Genomic DNA, 19,611 nt, shown 5'->3' on the forward strand with positions numbered 1-19,611 from the left:
CCCGGAACGACCCGGTGGGTATGAGTTCAGCCCGAGGCGATCGAACAGCGTCAGGAAAGACCACGGGACACGGTCCATCCAAGAGGCCGGTCCCCACCCAGGAAACGCCACACTCAACGAGAGGGATCGCGCAGATGACCGGCTTCGACAGGCGAGGATTGCTCCGTGGCGGCGCCGCCGCGTCCGCTTTGGCGCTCGCCGCCCCGGCGCTGCTGCGCAATGCGGCCGCGCAAGGCAAGCCGATCCGGATCGGCTTCCCGGTGCCGCTCACCGGCGCCTTCGGGGCCGAGGCGAACGACCAGGTGCGCGCGGCTCAGCTCGCCATCAAGGCATTCAACGAGGCCGGCGGCTTCGAGGGCCGTCAGGCCGAGCTGCTGGTGCGCGACGACAAGCTCAATCCCGGCGAGGCGGCCACCCGCACGCTGGAGCTGATCGAGAAGGACCAGGTCAACTTCCTGGTCGGCGGCTTGTCGGCGGCGGTGACCCTGTCGATCAACAACGTCGCCCGCGAGCGCGGGGTGATCTACAACTCGATCACCCAGTCCGACGCGATCAACGAGGCGAAGGATTTTGGCCGTACCACCTTCCACGAGGCGTTGAACCCGCACATGACCGCGGGCGCCGTCGGCCGCCACGTCTTCCCGAAATTCGGCAAGCGGGTCGCTTTCCTGAGCGCCGACTACGCCTACGGCCACGAGATGATGCGGGGCTTCAAGCGCGCCGGCGAGGCCTCCGGCATCCAGGTCGTCGCCGATATCCGCCACCCGATCGGCGCCTCGGATTATTCCGCCTTCCTGCCCCGCATCGCCGCGCTCAAGCCCGACGTGCTGTGCCTGTGCAATTTCGGCCGTGACCAGGTCGTGTCGATCCAGCAGGCGACGGAGTTCGGGCTCAAGCGCACCACCAAGCTCGTCGCGCCGGTCCTGCTCTTCACATCGCGCAAGGCCGGCGGCGAGGCCTTCGACGGGGTGATCGGCGGCACCTCCTATTACTGGCGCCTGGAGGACACGGTGCCGACCGCCAAGGCGTTCAACGACCGCTTCCGCGCCGCCTATAACGGGGCCGTGCCCTCCGATTACGGTGCGCTCGGCTATGCCGGCGTTCGCTCGGTACTGGAGGCGGTGAAGGCGGCGAAGTCGGTCGAGACCGACAAGGTCGTCGCGGCGATGGAGGGGCTGAAGGCCGATTTCTACAAGGGGCCGCAGAGCTTCCGGAAATGCGATCACCAGTCGATCCAGTCGGTGCTGGTCGTCGAGTCGAAGTCGAAGGACATGAAGACACCGGACGACGTCTTCACCATCGTCGGCACCGAGGGACCCGACGAGCGGTTCCTGCGCAGCTGCGACGAGCTCGGGCACAAGGCGTGAGGCGCGATCGAGCGGGAGCGCAGCCATGAGCGAACTCACCCTGGGCGGCTTCCCGCTCGATCTCCTGGCCCTGCAGGTCGTCACAGGGGTCGCCCTCGGGGCGATCTACGTGCTGGTCGGGATCGGATTGTCGCTGATCTTCGGTCTGATGAACGTGGTCAACTTCGCCCACGGCGCCTTCTTCATGATGGGCGCCTATGTCGGCGTGTTCCTGTACGGCTATACCGGCAGCTTCTGGCTCAGCCTGGTCGCCGCACCCCTGGCGATGGGGCTGCTCGGCCTCGCGGTCGAGCGGGTGCTGGTCCGCCCGCTCTACGGGCGGGGGATCGACGATCCGCTGCTCCTCACCTTCGGCCTGTCCTACGTGATGATCGAGGCGGTCCGCATCGCCTTCGGGCTCACCGGCCTGCCCTTCGGTGCGCCGCCGGAGCTGCGCGGCGCCGTCGATCTCGGCATCGGCTACTTCCCGCTCTACCGGCTGTTCCTGATCGTGTTCGCGGGAATCGTGGTCGGCGCCCTGTGGCTGTTCATCGAGCGCACCTCGTTCGGGCTCGTCATCCGGGCCGGAGCCCGCGATCCGCAGATCGTGCAGGTGCTCGGCATCCGCATCTCGCGGGTCTGGCTCGCGATCTTCGGCCTCGGCTGCGCGCTCGCGGGCCTCGCCGGCATCCTGGCCGCGCCGCTCCAGGGCGTGACCCCCGAGATGGGGATCCCGGTCCTGGCGGAAGCCTTCGTGGTGACGGTGGTGGGCGGCATGGGCTCGCTCGCCGGCGCGGTGCTCGCGGGGCTGATCGTCGGCATCGTCGTCGCCATGACCTCGCTCATCGCCCCCGACATGACCAAGATGGCGATCTTCGCTCTGATGGCCCTGGTGCTGCTGGTGCGGCCCCGCGGCCTCCTCGGACGGGCGGGGGCGCTCGGATGAGTGCGCAGACCACCACCCCGGTCGGCGCCGCCGCGTCCCCCGCCGCGTCCCCTGCCGCGCGCCCGGGGGCGGGCCGGACCGGGCGCTGGCTGGCGCTCGCCTCCCGCCACCGGGTCGCCCTGACGCTCGCCTTCCTGGTCGTCTTCCCGTGGATCGCCCCCTACCAGGCGCTCGCCGCCAACATCCTGGTGCTCGGGCTCTACGCCCTCGGGTTCAACCTTCTGTTCGGCTACACGGGCCTCCTGTCCTTCGGCCACGCCGCGTTCCTCGGCGGCGGCGCCTATGGAAGCGGCATCGCCATCGTCCATTACGGGCTGCACCCGGTGCTGGCCCTCGTCGCCGGCACCCTGCTCGCCACCCTGATCGCGGTGGCGATGGGCGCGCTCGCGATCCGCACCCGCGGCATCTACTTCGCGATGACGACGCTCGCCCTGTCGATGTGCGTCTACTACGCCTTCTACCAGGCGGAGTCCTTCACCGGCGGCGAGAACGGGTTGCGCGGCATCAACGTGCCGAGCCTGTCGCTCCCCGGTTTCCGCCTCGATCTGCTCAATCCCACCGTGAAGTACTACGCCGTTCTGGCGGTGGTGGGGCTGGCCGTGTGGCTGTTCTCGCGCCTCCTGTCCTCGCCCTTCGGCGCCGCCCTCGAGGCGATCCGCGAGAACGAGAACCGGGCCCAGGCCTGCGGCTACGACGTGCGCCGGATGAAGCTCGTCGCCTTCGTGATCTCCGGCGCCCTGTGCGGGCTCGCCGGGGCCCTGCAGGCGATCCATCTCTCGATCGTGCCGATCGAGACCATGCATTACTCCACCTCCGGCCAGGCGGTGATGATGGCCTTGCTCGGCGGGATGGGAACGTTCTTCGGGCCCTTCGTCGGTGCGGCGACCTTCTCGCTGCTCCAGGACGGGCTCACCACGCTCACCAGCCATTGGCAGCTCTTCGTCGGCGCGATCTTCATCGCCTTCGTGCTGTTCCTGCCGCTCGGCATCTGGGGCGAGGTGCTGGCGCGCCTCAGGAGGGCGGGATGGTGAGCGGCATTCCGGTCCCCCGGGCGCCCGTTGCCGCCCCGCCGATCCTCTCCGCGCAGGGACTCGGCAAGGCTTTTGGCAAGTTCCGTGCCCTGTCGGGCGTCACGGTCGATTTCCCGGAGGGCGGCATCACGGCGATCATCGGCCCGAACGGGGCCGGCAAGTCGACCTTCTTCAACCTGATCTCCGGCGCTGTCCCGCCGAGCGAGGGCCGGGTGCTGTTCCGGGGCCGCGACATCACGGGCCTCCCGCCGCACCGTTTCGCCCGGATGGGCATCGCCAAGTCGTTCCAGATCACCAACGTCTTCCCGCATCTCACGGTGCGCGAGAACGTCCGCGTGGCGGCCCAGGCGCGGAATGTCCGCGTCCCGCTGTTTCGCGACCGCTCGGCCTTTCCCGAACTGACCGAGCGGGCCGAGGCCCTGCTCGGTGCGGTGGGCCTCGGCCATCGCCTGGACCGGCTCGCCCGCGAGCTCGCCCATGGCGAGCAGCGGGCGCTCGAGATCGCGGTGGCGCTCGCCGCCGAGCCGAGCCTGCTCCTCCTCGACGAGCCGACCGCCGGCATGAGCCCGGAGGAGACCCGGGCGATGATGGACCTCGTCCAGCGCCTCGCCGAGACCTGCACGCTGATCCTCGTGGAGCACAAGATGAAGCTCGTCATGGGCCTGTGCCGTCGGCTCGTCGTCCTGCACCAGGGCCAGCTCCTGGCCGAGGGCACGCCCGACGACATCCGGGCGCATCCGGAGGTGCGCCGCGTCTATCTGGGCAAGAGCGCGTGAGCGCGGTCGTGCAGCAAGGGCGCACCGCGCCGCTCCTCGCGGTCGAGGATCTCCAGGCCTGGTACGGCCACTCCCACGTCCTCCAGGGCCTCTCGATCCTGGTGCAGCCCGGCGAGATCGTCACGCTCGCCGGCCGCAACGGCGCCGGCAAGACGACGACCCTGAAGGCGATCATGGGGCTGGTGGCCCGGCGCGCCGGCCGCGTGAGCTTCGCGGGCGAGGACATCCTGCCCTTGCCCCCCGATTCGCGCTTCCATCGCGGCCTCGCCTACGTGCCCGAGGAGCGGCGCATCGTGCCGGGCCTGACCGTGGAGGAGAACCTGCGCCTCGGCATCCTGGCCTCGCGCCATCAGCGGGAGGAGGCGCGCCGGATCGAGGCGATCGCCGAGACCTTTCCACGCCTCAAGCAGCGCCTGAAGCAGGAGGCGATCACGATGTCGGGCGGCGAGCAGCAGATGCTCGCCATCGCCCGCGCCCTCATGGCGGAGCCCACGATGGTGCTCCTCGACGAGCCGTCCGAGGGCATCATGCCGGTCCTGGTCGAGGAGATGTTCGAGCAGTTCGTCGCGATGAAGCGCTCCGGCACCACGATCCTCCTGGTCGAGCAGAACGTCGAACTGGCGCTGGAGGTCTCGGACCGCGTCTACATCGTCGATGGCGGCGCGGTGGTGCACCACGCACCGGCGGCGGAGCTGCGGGCGGATCCGGAGATTCAGGCGCGCTACTGCGCGGTGTGAGGGAGCCGGTCCGAGCTCTGGCTTTCGACCTCGCACCACCTCTCCATCTCGCCTCTGTCCCGGGCCCGGAGGGCACGACGAGCGCGACGGCACCCGCTTCCTCGACGCCGCCTCGGGTGACACCCGCCGGGGCGCTTCCACCTTGGGCACCTTCAACCCGCTCCGTCCCAACGGCGACTGCGTCACGCGCGCCGGCTACACGAGTTGCGTCAACCTCCTCCATCTCAGGCCGTCCCTCACGGTGCGCCCGGTCCCGGGTCTCGCGGTCAGCGCTGCGCTGGGGCTGCAATGGCGCCAGACCACGCCGACGCGACCTGCGTGCAGCCGAGCAACCCGGTGCCGGGCGCGGGCGGCTGTGGAGCGGCGCCTGCGGGAACGCTGCGGGCGGACGACATCGTCGCCCCCGGCCTGACCGGCGCGGTCGAGGCGGTGCGATTCGCCGCCGGCGATACGATCCGCGAGGGCGGGGGCAAGGACGGCACCGATCTCGGCGACGAGCTGCCCACCGCGTGGTGAGCCACCCCTTCCCGGAACGGAAAACCCTTGCGCCCCTCCCTCGCCCAGATCCTGAGCTTCGTCGGCGGCGACGTCGCGCGGTCGGCGCCGCGACGGTGCACGGCGCCACAGGCGCCTGGGCGAGGCTCCTGGCGCTGCCGGTGTTCTACGTCGCGGTCCGCCTGATCCGGCTCGTCGGCCGCCGCCTGGAAGAGGCCGGCCGGTCCTGCGCCGGCGCGCTCCCCGCCCAATGCGCCTTCCTGGCCCTCGGATCGTCGCTCGCCATCGCGCTCGGGCCCTTCGCGGATGCCGATCGTCCGGCGGCGCTCCTCACCGGCGCGGTGCTGGTCGTCGCGATGGCGGTGCAGAACGCGGCGCACCGGGCGCATCTGCCCGAGGCGCCGCCCTCGACCGTGATGACCGGCATCACGACGTAGATCATGATCGGCCTCGCCGACCTCGTGCGCGACGTACCGGCCGGGCACGAGGGCCGGCGCCGGATCGCCTGCATGAGCGCGGCTGTGGCGGCCTTCGCCCTCGGCTGCGGACTGGCGGCCCCGCTCTACGACCTCGTCGGTCTCGCCGCCGTGGCTTCGAGCCGCTCGGTGGCTCCCCACAGCATGCCTTTGCGTCCCGATTTCTCACTCTTCAGCGCTGAGTGATAAAAATCTCCGCAATATTAACAACTTTTACCGACAGCACACCGAAAAATTTGACATAACATCTGCCTGCTACTGCCGCCTCCACTCTCGCTTTGTCATCGGTATCATAAGGTTGTCAATATGATAATAATCCCTAATATTTAGTCTATGTCAAAATTAAGTTTTTTCTTCTCCACGACTTCACGGCCGCTCGGCGAAACAAAGCCTAAATTGACCTCATAGTGGCCCTTTTTATCAAAAATAAAATTCAATATTTCTCTTCCTGCTCCTCCAATGCTGGTCTTCGACGATGGGATCTTGTATTCTTTTTTCAGACTGACGCCGTTTGGCAAAGGCGAGACTGGCTCCCACGCAAATCCACTGCCGCCTCCACCACGTAATTCGACAGCTACATTTTGGCCGACATGCGCCGATGCGTTCGTGCTCTCGGATATCGGACGCAATAGCCGTTTTCTAGGCATGGACAGACTCCTTCTCAAGAGACTATGCTACCTGATTGTTTGCAGGTGGTAAATTCGCCGGTACCAGAACGAGGTCTGCGTCGTAAAACGCGAATTTTTCGTCGATGCCACACTCATTGTATTTTATTTTAAAAAATCCATTTTCACCCCAGTCGGTATCCCAGCTATTCTTCACAATCCAGTATTTGTCGTCGTCATTGTAGCCGATAATGCAGACGGCGTGATGCCCTTTGAGGGATCCCGTCATGTGACTATATATTCCGCCACCATAGTTCCGGAAATCGTCGTAGATTTCCATCGAAGCGACGACAGGACCTTTCGCCGCGATGATCCGTTTCCGTGTCTCTTCGCCTTTGATGACGGAATATGATCTCACTTTTAAATATGGTGACAATGCCTGTTTAGGGCAATTTTGGTTTCCGGGTTTATAGGGGAAATCTTTTTCCAATCCGATGCCTTTCCGGGCGTGTTTAAGTGCTTTTTCGTTGTGCCAGCCCTTGTCGCAACAGTTAGTGCATCCGCATGAAAACAGGTGAGCTTCGGAGAGATCAATTTCCAAATTTGGATCGTTTTGCAAAATTCTTACTCTTGCCTCCAGCATCGCACACACCGCAAACGCTACGCATGAGCCGCACGCCCCTTGATACTTGATGCCGGTAACATAATTTCCATTGTTGTCACGCCAGTCCACTTTGCGCGGTGGCGGCGACAGGCTGGCCATCTGAGGCTCTGTCGTGCGCGCCAGCTTCGTCTCTTCTTCGACGGCAGTAAGGGCATTTTGAAGGCCCATGAACGCCATCGTTCCGCTTTTCAGCACGGCAGCGGAAATACGGTTGTCCTTGGCGATCCACTCACCTCCCAGAACATCTATGACCTTTTGGACGTGACTGGCTTCCATCTACAACGCTCCTACCAAAAATGCAGAATGGCACAGGGCTGCATCTTGGTTATTCCTCGACGACACAATAGCCGGGAAATCATCCTCTTTCCGTGGAGGAATTTCCGCAACTCTAATTATCAGATTGCACCTTAGATCAAAATGCACCGGATCCCGTCAAGCCGTTTCTTTGTGATCCGCTATGTAGTCAGCCGAGTTAATAATTTTCCAATATAAATTAATATTCAAACATCAAAAATATATTTCTAAAATATCGTATTAATACATGTAAGATTCTTGGGAGTGAATGCACGCTGCGAATATTTATATATTGAGATTATATATCGTGGTTATTCGACAGAAAAACTTGGCGGAGCGCAGTGGTAAAACGCCGAAATGTCTTCCAGACCGCTGACAGGAGCCGGACGGGCTTCCTCGCGGTCGGGACCCGGACCCAGCCAAGTCCGTTGTGCGGGATACCGATCTCCAACCGTTTGCCATTCAGGTCCAGGTAATTACAATCTCTAATTGAGGATACTCCATCGCGGGAATGGCGAAGACCACGACGGAGGATGGCCGGAGGACCTCGGTCGCCGCCGAGTGGAGGAGGGACGGTGCCAATCGCTGCGCTCCGCGGGGCGCATCCGGTCGCTCACCCGGAGGGACGGCGGCGCACGCGCGATACTGCGGTGACCGCAAGGAGCCGCGATGATTTATGCCGCCATGTCTTGCACCGTCGAAAACCTTGCACCGTCGAAAACGAAGCGTCGATCCTGCGGGAGTGGCTGGCTTTCCACCGCGCCGTCGGCTTCGCAAAGATCATCCGCATCGACAAGGGCGGCACGGACGAGACGACCGACATCGTCGATTAGCTTCGCGACAGGGATCGCATCGCCCGGCCCGAGACGGCCGCCCCAAACGGATCGCTACGACGATACCATCAGGTCATGCGCGAGAGACGTCGAGTGGATCGCCTTCATCGATGCGGACGAGTTCCTCTAACCGGTCAACGGCAACGAGGTCCGGCACACGAGAGCGCGCGTCGGAGAGGTCGGAGCGATAGCCGTTCAACTGACGTATCCACGGATCGACCGGGCATAGCGCGCATCCCGATGGCTGATCATCGATAACGTCACACGCCGTGCCCGGGAGGATTTCCTGTGCGACAGGCAGGTCAAGTCAATCGTGAATCCTGAAAAGGCAGGCAGGGCCAGGACGTCCCATCTCTTCGAGGTGACGGACGGCATCGAACCGGAACGATCTTCGAGGTGCATGGCTTCAACGGGATCGAATCGCGTCCGCATAGACATCCAAGCCGCCCATGCGCTTGTCCATGCGGTACGATCCCGGGATGAACGCCTGATGGTCCGTTGCGCCTGCTCCTGATGGCGATGGGCCGGCCGCGACCGGACGGGTTTCCCCGTCCGGTCGCACGATCGCGCTCGCGTCCGCCGGTCCGCGCTCAGCTCTTGCCCACCAGCGGGCAGCCGCCCTGGCTCATCGGCTTGAAGGCCTGGTCGCCGGGGATCGTGGCGAGCTTGTTGTAGACGTCCCAGGGGCCCTTCGATTCGGACGGCTTCTTGACCTCGAACAGGTACATGTCGTGGATCGTGCGGCCGTCGGGCCGGACCAGGCCCTTGCCGAACAGCGGATCGTCGGTCGGGTTGGCCTTCATCCACTCCATGACGACCTTGGGGTCCTTCGACTTCGTCGCCGCGACCGCCTTCAGGTAGTGCATCAGCCCGCCATAGACGCCGGCCTGGTTCATGCTCGGCATGTTGCCGTTCGCACGCTTGGCGAAGCGCTCCGAGAAGGCCCGGGTCCCGTCGTTCAGGTCCCAGTAGAAGGCCTCCGTGAGCACAAGCCCCTTGGCGATCTCGAGACCGAGCGCCTTGGCGTCCTGCGCGTAGAACAGCAGCGCCGCGAGCTTCTGCCCGCCCTCCGTGATGCCGAATTCATGCGCCTGCTTGACGGCGTTGATCGTGTCGCCGCCGGCATTGGCGAGGCCGATCACCTTGGCGCGTGAGGCCTGCGCCTGGAGCAGGAAGGACGAGAAGTCGCTCGCCGGGAACGGCACCTTGGCGGAGCCGAGAACCTTGCCGCCGCTGCGCGTGACGACGGCGGCGGTCTCGTTCTGAAGCGATTGCCCGAAGGCGTAATCCGCCGTCAGGAAGAACCAGGTGTCGCCGCCGCGCTTGACCATGGCACCGCCAGTGCCGTTCGCGAGCGCATAGGTGTCGTAGGTCCAGTGGATGGTGTTGGGCGAGCATTGCGGGCCGGTCAGGTCGGTGGTGCCGGCGCCCGAATTGATGAAGATCTTGTTCTTCTCGCGCGTGACCTGGCTCACCGCGAGGGCGACGGACGAGGTCGGCACGTCGAAGATGGCATCGACGCCGTCCCGGTCGTACCATTGCCGCGCGACGCCGGCGCCGATATCGGGCTTGTTCTGGTGATCGGCGGCCACGATCTCGACGGTGACGTCCTTGCTGATCGCCGCGAAATCCTCCGCCGCGAGCTGCGCCGCGAGGACCGAGCCCTTGCCGCCGATATCCGAGTAGACGCCCGACATGTCGTTCAGGACGCCGATCTTGACCTTGGTCTGCGCCAGGGCGGGCAGCACCGACAGTACGAGGCATCCGGCAGACAAGAGCAACCGCTTCATGGACATCAAGATCTCCTCCCGATCGATGGTTGTTATCGGCCCAGAAGGCGTCTTTCGGCGGTGGTCGTCAAGCTCGACGATCGGCCGTAGGGACGTGTGCCTTCCGGCTCTCGCCGGCGGCCGGTCCGGCGCGGTGATGCGGACTATCCCCCCGGCCGGCCGCTCTCCGCGGCAGGCGCGACCCGCGCGCAGATCAGGAACAGGCCCGCGACGCCGAACGCGACCAGCGTCGAGGCGAGGCCCGAGGTGAGCGGGCCGGCGAGCGCCGCACCAGTCACATCGCCGAGATTCATCGCCGCCATGTAGATCTGGAACTGCGTCGCCGAGGCCCCGCCCGTGCGGCTCGCCAGCAGCACGGCCGGCAGCAGCGCGACGTAGAGCAGCGCCGGCACCACGCTGGCGAGGCCCAGGATGACGGGGCCCGCCGCCGCCTCCAGCCCGGCGGCGATCAGCGCGCCGGCGATCCCGAACGCCGCCGCGCAGGCGAGGAGGAGGAGGCGCAGGGCCCGCCCCGGCCCGATCCGGTCGACGGTCGCGCCGAGTCCCGCCGCCCCGAGGGTGCCGCCGAGGAGCCCGAGCAGGGCCTGCAGGCGCGAGAGGGCCTCCGCGTCCCAGCCATGGACCTGCACCAGGGCGACGGCGAACGGCACCTGGAACAGCGCGAGCCCGAGATCGATGCAGAAGCACATCGCCAGCAGCAGCGCCGCATCGCGCCGCCGGAACGAGGCGAGGAGCCGCCGCGGGAAGGCGGGTACCTCCCGGGGTCGTTCCGGCTCCGGTTTCCGCCAGTGCAGGGAGAGGAGCGCGTCGCCCGGTGCCTCGCGCACGAGGAGGGCGACGAGGGCGAGCGGCGTCGTCAGGCCGAGGAGCGCGCCGGCCGCCGCCCGAAAGCCGTGCGTCGCGAGGATCCACGCGAAGACCGCGCTCCCGGCGGCGCTGCCGATCACGACGCCCGCCCGCGTCGCGGCGCTGATGCGCCCCAGTTCGTCCGTCGGCACGGTGCCGGCGATCAGGCGGTCGGTGGCGGTGTCGGCGAGCGACGCGGCGAGGCTGTGCAGGGAGAGGACGAGGCTGATCGCGGTCAGGCTCGCGGCCGCGCCGAGGAGGAGCAGGCCGGTGAGGCTCGCCTGCGCACCGAGGAGGGCGAGGACCAGCCAGGCGCGGCGCGGCCCCATGCGGTGGGGCGCCCCGCGGTCGATCACCGGACCCCAGAGCAAAGGCTGCAGGACCCAGGGCAGGCCGACCAGCGCGAGGTGGCGGCCGACCTCCGCCGTGGAGGCGCCCGCGGCGGCGAAGTGGTTGGCGAGCGCCGTCAGGCCGAAGCCGGCCACGAGGCCCTGGTAGAGGTAGAGGAGCGTGAACAGGCTGAACCGCCAGCGCGATCGTTGCAGGCTCGGCGGTCCCTGGTTCATCGCATCGGTCCCCGATCACCCCGGGCAGGCTGCCCGCGTATCGAACCGCGAACCGCGAACCGCGCCCGGGTTCCCGCCAACGCGTCGGGGAAGAACGGGCCGGACACCCTGCGCCGTGCGCGGTTCCTGGTGTACCGATGCCGGGCCCCAGGGAGGAGACAACAGAGAATGGCCCGCATCCCCTACGCCGACCCCGCCCGGCCCGAGACGGCCGCCCTGGCCGAGCGGATCGTCGCCGAGCGCGGCGAGATCCTGCACCTCTACGCGATGCTGCTGCACAGCCCGCCGGTCGCCGAGGGCTGGCTCGCCTTCCTGACCGCGATCCGCCAGCGCTGCGACCTGCCCGGCGACGTGCGCGAACTGGTCATCGTGCAGGTCGCGCACCTGAACGGCGCCCGCTACGAGGCCGAGCAGCACGTGCCGATCGCCCTGCGCGAGGGGGTGACTCACGCACAGCTCGACGCGCTGCCGGACTGGCGGGCGGCCGACGTCTTCGGCCCGCGCGAGCGGGCGGTCCTGGCCTATTGCGACGCGATGACCCGGACCATCCACGTCGAGCCCGCGACCTTCGCAGCGCTGCGCGAGCATTTCGATCCGCGGGCGATCGTCGAGCTCACCGCCACGATCGGCGCCTACAACATGGTGTCGCGGTTCCTGGAGGCGATCGGGATCGACTCCGCCGACGACAAGGGAGACGTCCGATGAGCCGCCGCATCGCCGTGATGGGCCTCGGCCAGATGGGCTGGCCGATCGCCCTCAACCTCGCCCGCAAGGGCGACGGCACCGAGACGATCGTGGCGGTCGATGCCGATCCCGGCCGCGTCGCCGGCCTCGCGGAGCCGGGGATCGCCGTCACGACCGACACGGGCGCGGTCGCGGGCGCCGACGTGCTGTTCCTGTGCCTGCCCGACGGCGACGTGGTGGAGGCGATGCTGTTCGGCCCCGACGGGCTCAGCGCGCGCCTCGCGCCGGGTGCGACGGTGGTCGATCTCAGCACCATCGCGCACGGGCAGGCGGTGAGCCTCGGCCGGGCGCTGGAGGCGCGGGGCCTGTGCGTCCTCGACGCGCCGGTCTCCGGGGCGCCGGCCGGGGCCGAGGCCGGGACGCTCACGGTGATGTGCGGCGGCACGCCGGAGACTTTCGCGGCGATGAAGCCGCTCCTCGAGCGCATCGGCGCCCAGGTGCTGCACATGGGACCGCTCGGCAGCGGCCAGCTCACCAAGACGGTCAACAACGTGATCTACGACATCAACATCGCGGCGCTCGCCGAAGTGCTGCCGATGGCGGTGGCGATGGGCCTCGACCCGCAGCAACTGGCGAGCGTGGTGACGACGGGCACGAGCCGCAGCTACGCCTCGCAGTACTTCGTGCCGCGGATCCTGCGCGGCGAGTTCGACGAGGGCTACCCGCTGGGCAAGGCCTACAAGGATCTGGTCAGCGCCGCCGCGGTCTCGGTCGCGCGCGGCTTCCCGCTGCCGGTGACGGCCGCCGCCACGACGACCTACCAGATGGCTTTGCTCGCCGGCCACGGCGAGCGCGACAAGGGCGCGATGGTGCTGCCCTTCGAGGCGATGCTGGGGGTCAAGGTCCGGGCGCCCTCCGGGTGAGGGCGCCCTTCGCGATTCAGGTCGGCGACAGCACGTGGATGACGCGGGAGACGATGTGCTCCTTCGTCCTCGCACCGTAGGCCGCCATGTGGGGCGCGGCCGCATGCGCCTTGAGCGCGTCGAGGCTCGCCCATTTCTCGACCACCACGAAGGTGTCCGGCCCGAGCGGCGCCTGGATCGGCCCCACCCCGTCGGTGTCGATCGCCGCCCCGTACTCGATGCAGCCCTCCTCGGCATGGACGGCGGGCACGTTCGCCCGGAAGGCGTCGAGAACCGTGTCCCGCTGGCCGGGCTTGGTAGTGATGATGGCGAGGACGTGGATCATGGTGTTTCCTCCTTGAGTGCCTGTTTGGTGGTACGCGGTCACGCCACCCCCTGTCCCGGCCGCACGACCAGCCGCGACAGGCTCACCACGCTGGCGATGCCCGCGAAGGCGGCGCCGAGCCCGAGCGCCAGGGCCGGGCCGTGCGTTGCCGCGATCGCGAAGCAGGCCGCCACGAGGGCCGCCCCTGTGGTCTGGCCGAGGAGCCGCGAGGTCGCCACGATGCCGCTCGCGCCGCCGGCGCGGGTTTGCGGCGCGCTCGTCATGATGGCGCGCAGGTTCGGCGCCTGGAAGAAGCCGAATCCGGCCCCGCACAACGCCATCCGCCAGGCGAGCCCGAGCACGCTCGGCTCGGCCGGCAGCGCCGCGAGCGAGGCCATGCCCAGCGCCAGGATCGCGAGCCCGATCCCGCCGAGCAGGCCCGGCGGGTAGCGGTCCGAGAGGCGGCCGGCGATCGGCGCCATCAGGGCGACCACCAGCGGCCAGGGCGTCATCAGGAAGCCGGTCTCGACCTGCGAGCGCCCGAGCGCGTGCTGGAACAGGAACGGCAGCGACACGAAGGCGAGCCCCTGCGCGGCGAAGGAGCAGACCGAGGTCGCGGCCGACAGCGCGAAGAGCGGGCGCTTGAGCAGGTCGACGGCGAGCATCGGGGCCGGGTGATCGGCCTGGCGGCGCAGGAGAGCCGCGCCGCAGGCCAGCGCCCCGGCGAATTCCGCCAGCACGCGCCAGAGCGGCCCGGCATGGGCCGCCTCGCCGAGGCCGAGCACGAACAGCGCGAAGGTGGCGGCGTTGAGGAGCGCGCCGACACTATCGAAGGCGTGACCGGCCCGTCCGGTCTCCGGCAGCGCGCGCCGGGCGAGGGCCAGGGCCGCGAGGCCGATCGGCAGGTTGATGGCGAACAGCCACGGCCAGGGCGCCGCCACCAGGATCAGCGAGGCCACGGTCGGCCCCAGCGCGAAGCCGACGCCGACCACGAAGGCGTTGAGCCCCAAGCCCCGCCCGAGCTCGTGGGTCGGGTAGATGAAGCGGATCAGCGCGACGTTGACCGCCATGAGCGCGCTCGCCCCGATGCCCTGCAGCACCCGCGCGGCGACGAGCGCCGGCAGCGACCAGGCGAGGGCGCAGACGAGCGAGGCCAGCGTGAACAGCACGAGACCCGCGACGTAGACCCGCCGCTGCCCGACGATCTCGCCGAGCGCCGCGATCGGCAGGAGCGTCGCCACCACGGCGAGCTGATAGGCATTGACGATCCAGACCGACTCCGCCGGATCGACGCCGAGATCGGCCGCGATGGTCGGCAGCGCGGTGTTGGCGATGGCGGTGTCGAGCGTGGCGAGGGCCACGCCGGCGAGCACCGCGGCCATCGCCTGCCGGCGTTGGGCAGGCGGCAGGCCCTCGCGGGCGGCGGGTTCGGCGGGTGGTTCGGGTTGCGTCATGTCCGGGGCGGGACGGGGGGAGGGGGCAGGGTGCGACACCGGTTCTGAATGTGTCCCGGCGGGCCGGCTGGCAAGCGGTTAAGTGCATCCCTCCGCTACCGTCGTATCGCGCGTCCGGACGCGGGGCGCGGCGTCGCGCCGGCTCGCGCGGACGCCAGAACACCGCGAGAATCGACAAGACTTCAGTCCGTCCGCCGCACGATCCTCGCCCGGCCGCGCCCGCCGTACGGGCCGACCGGGAGAACCATGGCCGACGATCATGATCCCGGCGAGGATCTGCCGACCGGCCTTCGGCGCGCCGGGATAGACCTTGAGCGTCGCGTCGCGGATCATCTCGGCGACGAGCTTGGCGGCGGACTCGCACGGCGCGACCTGATCGGCGTCGCCGTGGGCCACCGGGGTCGGCACGTCGATCTTGGCCCTGTCCGACCGGAGGCCGGTCTCCGCGAGGGCCGTGGCGCAATCGACCGTTGCCTTGATCGAGGCCACCAGGGCGAGCTGCAGCGTCTGTCTGAAGACGCCCGGCGAGACGCTCGTCCCCGTGTGGATGCCGTTGAAAACGGGACTGAAATCGTCGAGGAACTGCGCCCGGGCCTTGACGATTCCAGCCTTCAGGGCGTCGAGGAACGCCTTGTCCCGCCCGTCATGGTCCGCGGTCTTGCCGACGATCGGGGACACCCGCTGACGAGCGCGAGCTTGGCGAGACCCGCCCGGCCGTGCCGGGCAATGTCGCGGGTCACGTCGCCGCCACCCATCGAGGCTGACGAATGCGAACGCCGCTTCCAGGCCGACGCAGGTTTCCAATCCACGTTTAAGATGATGGCCCTCATTCCGACGATGTGAGGGCTGTTTGAAGCGTATGCGGCAGACCGCTATACAATCGTCTGCCGATCAGGAGGCAATACCTGGCGCTGCCGACTTGGTCATAAACTCAGGGATCACACCAACCCTAAGCGCTGCCAATTGTGGGAGCAGGATGGTGCCGCAAGAGGGAGGCGGTTCCACCTAGCATTTACCATGGATTTGATGAGCGATTGCAACGAGATAGCCTGCCTGACAATATGTCTGATAACTCGTTCCAGCGATCACTGCCTGACAACGGAAGCTCCTATGGTCGGACGTCACGGCAAATACCTATTCAAGCGCTCGACGTCCGCGAATTGGTACTTGCGATTAGTATACCCTGCCGAGCTTGTGCCCATTCATAAAGCAAAGCGTTTAGAGGTCTCCCTTGGGACAGCCGATCGCGATGAGGCGATGGTGCGAGCGTTGCCGCGCATCCAAGACCATAAACGTGAACTTTTGATGGTCCGTTCGATGATGCGGCATCAGACGATGGCGACCGCGTTTGTACACGAACCCGGCCGCGAGTATCTTCGCCCCGATGGTTCAAAGATCGTTGCAACTATCGCTCAGTTAATTCACATCGATGCCAATGGCATCGTTTCTAAAGTTGAAGAAAATATACCACGAGAGAAAACAATTTGGCAAACTACTCCTGATGGCGCGCGAGCCCTCGGGATTAAGGAAGAACACATCGCAAAAATGATGTTCGCAGACCAGCCAACAATAAAGTTAGCCCAAAAAACAAAATCGAGCGATCTCGATGTATTGATAGAATATTTGCGCTTTAAGGGTCACGATCTAAACGGTAGCTACGCAGCAGAGGCCCGCTCGACGTGGGAAGATTTTAGAGCCTTTTCTGGTGGAAAAATACTTAAGGAGTGTACGCGCGCCGATGGTTTTGCCTACGTGCGCCATCTGCGCGGCAAAGGATTGAAGACGGCGACTATAATCAAACGAATTAATTTCTTAGCCGCACCAATCAATCATGCTAATGAGACCGGCGATCTGTCCGGTAACCCATTTTTCCGGGTCGTTGATCGAAAGGACGATGCCTTAGAGAGACTATGTTTAAGTGACGCCGATATGAAGTTATGTAGGGACAATATGCTCCCAACTCTCGGTCGCGATGAGCGGCTCATGTGGCTGTTTTTGGCGACAACCGGTATGCGTCATTCGGAGGCATATTCTATACGAGAGGAGTTCCAAGAAGGCGGTATCCGGTACGTTCGCGTGGGACAGAAGACAGAAGCAAGCAAGCGCCGTGTCCCCCTCCCAGAATGCTTATTGCCGTATCTGCCAAAAGAAATCGTCGGTCCCATATTCACGGGAAGCAGTCTAAAAAACATACCCAAAAACCTGCTTCGCGCGCTACGTAGAGTTGGCATTAATGATAATAGGAAGGTTGTATATTCTCTTCGCCATCGCGCGCACACTCGGTTGCGTGAAGTAGAGTGCCCCGATGATGTGCAGCGTGAGATAGTTGGGCATGAAACCGGTGAAGCTCATGCGCAATACGGACGCTATCCTATTCGAGTTGTGAAGCGCTGGATAGATACGATTGGGTATTAGATCGCCAAATATTTACAAGTGTAACCATAATCATCATGATCTACGCGATGCGTACGGCGAGGTTGATTTCAGCCAGCACGTAACATCTACGTGCTGGTCGATGCTCGCAATCTGCAATTTTATCTGTTTAGAGCAGTCATTAGACAAAAATGGCAGCATAGCTTCGAGCTTATCACGGAGGCGAGTGACCGTGGCCGCTGGTACGCAGAACTCGTATCGCTCACGTTGTTGCATATCCCTTAAATAGTGCGGGCCATGTCCTAAGAACTCTCTGCAAAAATGGCGCTTCGATCGAACAGCCCCCAATCTGTAAAGATTATCAAACGTAGAAATCAGGTGAAAACCAAACATTTTGCGCTCCCTTGATAAATAAGCGTAGGCTACCTCCATCAGTCAAACGAGGTATGCCGTTCAAGGAGCAATTATCAATGACAAGCCCTTTAAATATAGCGAACTCCATGTTGCTTCAGAGTGTCGCCCGTCAATATTTAGCACCCAATTGCGTTGTGTCTGTTATCAGCATGCAAGGTGCATGTATCTCAACAAAGAGAATTGCTAATAGAACCAGCGTTCCTGCCGACGCCGTAACGCTCGTGCATCTCGTCGAGCATGCCGAACTAGGCTTTACCTTCCGATTTCGTGCGGTATGGCGCAATAACAAACTTCTTGATCCTAAAGCCACGCACGTCGTCCTTGAGCAGATGTGGGACGACACCGATCAAGACGGCATCGACGCTATCGCCGGGACAATCAACGAGTGGCTTCAATCGGTGACGCCGTGACGCCTGTTACCTCAATGTGTGAGCAGCAGTGGATTGATGCTGTAGATGCTCTGAAGCTGAAACATTCGACCGAATGTAAGCTACATACAATAACACCGAGTAAAACCGATCTCGCCACGGCATGGGAAGCTTTTGTTGCTGCTCGTCGAGCTACGGTCGCTGTTACTTTAAGTTACAATCCTGAACGCCCAGGCGGCACAGCATCTCCTTCGTATCAGTTCTCACAGGACGGCGAGTGTTTTGCTGGCCCGACGTCCAGCCTGCCCGGCTCACGAAGCATCAACTGTCTCCCAATTATGGCTCAGATCTCTTTAACACGAGTAGCTCAGGATGTAGACTGGTTGCATCGAAAGGTAGATCGCAAGCTGTTTGGTACGCGTTATAATAAACTTCCCGCCAATGATCGGTCAAGCTTTGTAGGGTTCGTTGAAAAGCCCCGCAGTAACATGCATGTACATCTTGCGTGGACCGTACCTGATGATCGTGTCGATGCCTTCACCGAGTTCGTAACTGATGCATGGCTGGCAAAAAGCCGCTTTGCTTCTATTCGTGTGAAGTTGATCTACGATGGTAATTGGGGCCAATATATCTCAAAGGATCAATGGCGTGCAGCCCTCCAAGATGATGCTGCTCATTTCGTAGCGAGCCGCACTGCTCGTTCATAGCCGAGCGAGGGAGACCGGGGCTGAGCCAGCGCGGACCCTCCCTGCATGGTGTTTGTATAATTTGGATGGCCTCCTGTTGGGTAGCTATAATGGTCGAGTTTTGCCTTGAGGCCATCACAGGGATGAAGCTGGGAGCGAGAGGCGGCGAGCCTGTCGAGCCAGACGATCGCTCCTAGCAGGTGGAGCGAAGCGAAGCTTCGCTACGCCTTTCGGAAATCCAGTTGCTGTTATAACTATGGTATCTTCTCTTAACCAAATAGCGCCAATGAATTTGCGCAAATTTAAAGATTGTGAGATGGTCGTTTTGTGCAGAAATGGGAGATGTATGCATGGATGCCATTCAAATCACCTTTCGCAAAGTACATCGGGCAAATGGATTTCTCCGATGTGCTATTGCATTGGAGATTGTGAATGGCTGCTACCTCTTCTGGGAATAAGAAGGCGCGTAACAATAGGGCTGGGCGAAAGAATTCCCCTGTCTCCACCCGGGGCGCTTCTGGGAAGATCATTGACCCCACTCCCGCGCCTGTGGCCTCCAAGGGGCCTGATTTCGTTACCGCGGTAACGAATTCCGACGCCTTCCAGCAGGCGAAGGCGGCTGGGGCGGCGCACGATAAGCTGCTCGACGAGCAGGGTGATAAGGCTGAGAGTGTGGGGCGTACGGCGATCTATGAGGCGCTCCGGTTCGCTGAGCGGTTCAGGGACCAGAATGGCACCATCGACCTGTCCGCCCTCAAGGATTTCCTGTCTGAAGAGACCGGTAAGCCTATCCATGGCGGGGTGAGCAACGATTGGCAGCCTCTCGCTAAGGCTTGCTCTGACGAGAAAGCTCTGCGCCCGATTGTGACCAAGCGCGGGTACGTGCTTGCCGCGCTCGTCGCGAAGGGGGTTTCCTCCGAGAGGCTGCTTAGCTCGGATGGTGTGATACCACCGCGCTTAAGCATTGACGCGTGCGATGTATTTGAAGTTGGCGATGGAG

23 protein-coding genes and 1 pseudogene are annotated in these 19,611 nt (G+C 64.4%); 16 read left to right on the forward strand and 8 right to left on the reverse strand.

The annotated features are described in order from the left end of the window. Nucleotides 1-134 precede the first annotated feature (134 nt). The 9 genes and pseudogenes from MFF64_RS31090 to MFF64_RS31125 all read left to right on the forward strand — a co-directional run bounded on the left by MFF64_RS31090 (nt 135) and on the right by MFF64_RS31125 (nt 5,993). Nucleotides 135-1,367, forward strand: a complete 1,233-nt coding sequence (locus tag MFF64_RS31090) for an ABC transporter substrate-binding protein (RefSeq protein ID WP_099900842.1) — start codon at nt 135-137, stop codon at nt 1,365-1,367. A gap of 25 nt (nt 1,368-1,392) precedes the next feature. Continuing rightward, entirely contained in the window at nt 1,393-2,292 is a 900-nt protein-coding gene (locus MFF64_RS31095) for a branched-chain amino acid ABC transporter permease (RefSeq protein ID WP_238193276.1), read from the forward strand. Beyond that, entirely contained in the window at nt 2,289-3,323 is a 1,035-nt protein-coding gene (locus tag MFF64_RS31100) for a branched-chain amino acid ABC transporter permease (protein ID WP_238193277.1), read from the forward strand. Before MFF64_RS31095 ends, MFF64_RS31100 begins: the two co-directional genes overlap by 4 nt. Next, a complete protein-coding gene (locus tag MFF64_RS31105) occupies nt 3,317-4,099 on the forward strand; it encodes an ABC transporter ATP-binding protein (RefSeq protein WP_099902894.1) in 783 nt (260 codons plus the stop codon). Before MFF64_RS31100 ends, MFF64_RS31105 begins: the two co-directional genes overlap by 7 nt. After that, on the forward strand, nt 4,096-4,836 hold the full coding sequence (locus tag MFF64_RS31110; protein WP_099902896.1) for an ABC transporter ATP-binding protein: 741 nt from the start codon (nt 4,096-4,098) through the stop codon (nt 4,834-4,836). Before MFF64_RS31105 ends, MFF64_RS31110 begins: the two co-directional genes overlap by 4 nt. Further along, nucleotides 4,754-5,101, forward strand: a pseudogene (locus tag MFF64_RS38235) (alginate export family protein); the annotation flags it as partial. The gene MFF64_RS31110 and the pseudogene MFF64_RS38235, both read left to right, overlap by 83 nt. 23 nt (nt 5,102-5,124) lie before the next feature. Continuing rightward, nucleotides 5,125-5,352 carry a hypothetical protein gene (locus tag MFF64_RS31115; RefSeq protein WP_238193278.1) on the forward strand — a complete coding sequence of 76 codons (228 nt, stop codon included), beginning with the start codon at nt 5,125-5,127 and terminating at the stop codon, nt 5,350-5,352. Nucleotides 5,353-5,447: 95 nt separating this feature from the next. Continuing rightward, nucleotides 5,448-5,768 carry a DUF1275 family protein gene (locus MFF64_RS31120; protein WP_099902898.1) on the forward strand — a complete coding sequence of 107 codons (321 nt, stop codon included), beginning with the start codon at nt 5,448-5,450 and terminating at the stop codon, nt 5,766-5,768. Between the two features lie 3 nt (nt 5,769-5,771). Next, nucleotides 5,772-5,993 (forward strand): hypothetical protein, encoded by a 222-nt coding sequence (locus MFF64_RS31125; RefSeq protein WP_238193279.1) that lies wholly within the window; start codon nt 5,772-5,774, stop codon nt 5,991-5,993. Between the two features lie 140 nt (nt 5,994-6,133). On the opposite strand, the gene MFF64_RS31130 is transcribed toward MFF64_RS31125, so the two are convergent. Beyond that, nucleotides 6,134-6,454 carry a protease inhibitor I42 family protein gene (locus MFF64_RS31130; protein WP_238193280.1) on the reverse strand — a complete coding sequence of 107 codons (321 nt, stop codon included), beginning with the start codon at nt 6,452-6,454 and terminating at the stop codon, nt 6,134-6,136. Between the two features lie 22 nt (nt 6,455-6,476). Next, on the reverse strand, nt 6,477-7,352 hold the full coding sequence (locus MFF64_RS31135; RefSeq protein WP_238193281.1) for a C1 family peptidase: 876 nt from the start codon (nt 7,350-7,352) through the stop codon (nt 6,477-6,479). A 593-nt stretch (nt 7,353-7,945) separates the two neighbouring features. Between MFF64_RS31135 and MFF64_RS31140 the strand changes: the two genes are divergently transcribed. Next, nucleotides 7,946-8,203, forward strand: coding sequence for a glycosyltransferase family protein (locus MFF64_RS31140; RefSeq protein ID WP_238193282.1), 258 nt, complete (start codon nt 7,946-7,948; stop codon nt 8,201-8,203). 590 nt (nt 8,204-8,793) lie between these two features. On the opposite strand, the gene MFF64_RS31145 is transcribed toward MFF64_RS31140, so the two are convergent. Both MFF64_RS31145 and MFF64_RS31150 read right to left on the reverse strand, forming a co-directional pair. Continuing rightward, complete coding sequence (locus MFF64_RS31145) at nt 8,794-9,999, reverse strand: ABC transporter substrate-binding protein (RefSeq protein ID WP_099899973.1); 1,206 nt, start codon at nt 9,997-9,999, stop codon at nt 8,794-8,796. A 137-nt stretch (nt 10,000-10,136) separates the two neighbouring features. Further along, nucleotides 10,137-11,405 (reverse strand): MFS transporter, encoded by a 1,269-nt coding sequence (locus tag MFF64_RS31150; protein WP_099899971.1) that lies wholly within the window; start codon nt 11,403-11,405, stop codon nt 10,137-10,139. Nucleotides 11,406-11,573: 168 nt separating this feature from the next. Between MFF64_RS31150 and MFF64_RS31155 the strand changes: the two genes are divergently transcribed. Together MFF64_RS31155 and MFF64_RS31160 are read left to right on the forward strand one after the other, a co-directional pair. Further along, the gene (locus MFF64_RS31155; RefSeq protein ID WP_099899969.1) at nt 11,574-12,110 is read left to right on the forward strand and encodes a carboxymuconolactone decarboxylase family protein; all 537 of its coding nucleotides are present in this window, start codon (nt 11,574-11,576) and stop codon (nt 12,108-12,110) included. After that, a complete protein-coding gene (locus MFF64_RS31160) occupies nt 12,107-13,012 on the forward strand; it encodes an NAD(P)-dependent oxidoreductase (RefSeq protein ID WP_099899968.1) in 906 nt (301 codons plus the stop codon). Before MFF64_RS31155 ends, MFF64_RS31160 begins: the two co-directional genes overlap by 4 nt. 16 nt (nt 13,013-13,028) lie before the next feature. On the opposite strand, the gene MFF64_RS31165 is transcribed toward MFF64_RS31160, so the two are convergent. The 3 genes from MFF64_RS31165 to MFF64_RS31175 form a co-directional block, all read right to left on the reverse strand. After that, nucleotides 13,029-13,337: a putative quinol monooxygenase gene (locus MFF64_RS31165; RefSeq protein ID WP_099899967.1), complete on the reverse strand. Its 309-nt coding sequence runs from the start codon at nt 13,335-13,337 to the stop codon at nt 13,029-13,031. A gap of 38 nt (nt 13,338-13,375) precedes the next feature. Further along, nucleotides 13,376-14,770, reverse strand: a complete 1,395-nt coding sequence (locus MFF64_RS31170; RefSeq protein ID WP_238193283.1) for an MFS transporter — start codon at nt 14,768-14,770, stop codon at nt 13,376-13,378. A gap of 78 nt (nt 14,771-14,848) precedes the next feature. Continuing rightward, on the reverse strand, nt 14,849-15,448 hold the full coding sequence (locus MFF64_RS31175; RefSeq protein ID WP_099899966.1) for an alpha/beta fold hydrolase: 600 nt from the start codon (nt 15,446-15,448) through the stop codon (nt 14,849-14,851). 339 nt (nt 15,449-15,787) lie between these two features. Between MFF64_RS31175 and MFF64_RS31180 the strand changes: the two genes are divergently transcribed. After that, on the forward strand, nt 15,788-17,185 hold the full coding sequence (locus MFF64_RS31180; RefSeq protein ID WP_238193284.1) for a DUF6538 domain-containing protein: 1,398 nt from the start codon (nt 15,788-15,790) through the stop codon (nt 17,183-17,185). A gap of 33 nt (nt 17,186-17,218) precedes the next feature. Here MFF64_RS31180 and MFF64_RS39035 read toward each other — a convergent pair whose 3' ends face one another. Beyond that, nucleotides 17,219-17,575, reverse strand: a complete 357-nt coding sequence (locus MFF64_RS39035) for a DUF6626 family protein (RefSeq protein WP_498071633.1) — start codon at nt 17,573-17,575, stop codon at nt 17,219-17,221. Between the two features lie 14 nt (nt 17,576-17,589). On the opposite strand from MFF64_RS39035, the gene MFF64_RS31185 reads away from it, so the two are divergent. From MFF64_RS31185 to MFF64_RS31195, 3 genes are all read left to right on the forward strand, one after another. Continuing rightward, nucleotides 17,590-17,967 (forward strand): hypothetical protein, encoded by a 378-nt coding sequence (locus tag MFF64_RS31185; protein ID WP_238193285.1) that lies wholly within the window; start codon nt 17,590-17,592, stop codon nt 17,965-17,967. Beyond that, a complete protein-coding gene (locus MFF64_RS31190; RefSeq protein WP_238193286.1) occupies nt 17,943-18,632 on the forward strand; it encodes a hypothetical protein in 690 nt (229 codons plus the stop codon). The genes MFF64_RS31185 and MFF64_RS31190 overlap by 25 nt, the downstream gene beginning before the upstream one ends. Nucleotides 18,633-19,043: 411 nt before the next feature. Beyond that, the coding region (locus MFF64_RS31195) for a hypothetical protein (RefSeq protein ID WP_238193287.1) at nt 19,044-19,611 on the forward strand (568 nt) is incomplete at its 3' end.

The sequence above is a fragment of the Methylobacterium frigidaeris genome, from assembly GCF_022179185.1.
Classification (GTDB): Bacteria; Pseudomonadota; Alphaproteobacteria; order Rhizobiales; family Beijerinckiaceae; genus Methylobacterium; species Methylobacterium frigidaeris.

Excerpts from the sequence above, each read along its gene's own strand:
- MFF64_RS31090 (WP_099900842.1), top strand. The coding sequence starts at position 135 with ATGACCGGCTTCGACAGGCGAGGATTGCTCCGTGGCGGCGCCGCCGCG.
- MFF64_RS31095 (WP_238193276.1), top strand. The coding sequence starts at position 1,393 with ATGAGCGAACTCACCCTGGGCGGCTTCCCGCTCGATCTCCTGGCCCTG.
- MFF64_RS31100 (WP_238193277.1), top strand. The coding sequence starts at position 2,289 with ATGAGTGCGCAGACCACCACCCCGGTCGGCGCCGCCGCGTCCCCCGCC.
- MFF64_RS31105 (WP_099902894.1), top strand. The coding sequence starts at position 3,317 with ATGGTGAGCGGCATTCCGGTCCCCCGGGCGCCCGTTGCCGCCCCGCCG.
- MFF64_RS31115 (WP_238193278.1), top strand. The coding sequence starts at position 5,125 with ATGGCGCCAGACCACGCCGACGCGACCTGCGTGCAGCCGAGCAACCCG.
- MFF64_RS31125 (WP_238193279.1), top strand. The coding sequence starts at position 5,772 with ATGATCGGCCTCGCCGACCTCGTGCGCGACGTACCGGCCGGGCACGAG.
- MFF64_RS31130 (WP_238193280.1), bottom strand. The coding sequence starts at position 6,454 with ATGCCTAGAAAACGGCTATTGCGTCCGATATCCGAGAGCACGAACGCA.
- MFF64_RS31135 (WP_238193281.1), bottom strand. The coding sequence starts at position 7,352 with ATGGAAGCCAGTCACGTCCAAAAGGTCATAGATGTTCTGGGAGGTGAG.
- MFF64_RS31145 (WP_099899973.1), bottom strand. The coding sequence starts at position 9,999 with ATGTCCATGAAGCGGTTGCTCTTGTCTGCCGGATGCCTCGTACTGTCG.
- MFF64_RS31150 (WP_099899971.1), bottom strand. The coding sequence starts at position 11,405 with ATGAACCAGGGACCGCCGAGCCTGCAACGATCGCGCTGGCGGTTCAGC.
- MFF64_RS31155 (WP_099899969.1), top strand. The coding sequence starts at position 11,574 with ATGGCCCGCATCCCCTACGCCGACCCCGCCCGGCCCGAGACGGCCGCC.
- MFF64_RS31160 (WP_099899968.1), top strand. The coding sequence starts at position 12,107 with ATGAGCCGCCGCATCGCCGTGATGGGCCTCGGCCAGATGGGCTGGCCG.
- MFF64_RS31165 (WP_099899967.1), bottom strand. The coding sequence starts at position 13,337 with ATGATCCACGTCCTCGCCATCATCACTACCAAGCCCGGCCAGCGGGAC.
- MFF64_RS31170 (WP_238193283.1), bottom strand. The coding sequence starts at position 14,770 with ATGACGCAACCCGAACCACCCGCCGAACCCGCCGCCCGCGAGGGCCTG.
- MFF64_RS31180 (WP_238193284.1), top strand. The coding sequence starts at position 15,788 with ATGGATTTGATGAGCGATTGCAACGAGATAGCCTGCCTGACAATATGT.
- MFF64_RS39035 (WP_498071633.1), bottom strand. The coding sequence starts at position 17,575 with ATGGAGGTAGCCTACGCTTATTTATCAAGGGAGCGCAAAATGTTTGGT.
- MFF64_RS31185 (WP_238193285.1), top strand. The coding sequence starts at position 17,590 with ATGCCGTTCAAGGAGCAATTATCAATGACAAGCCCTTTAAATATAGCG.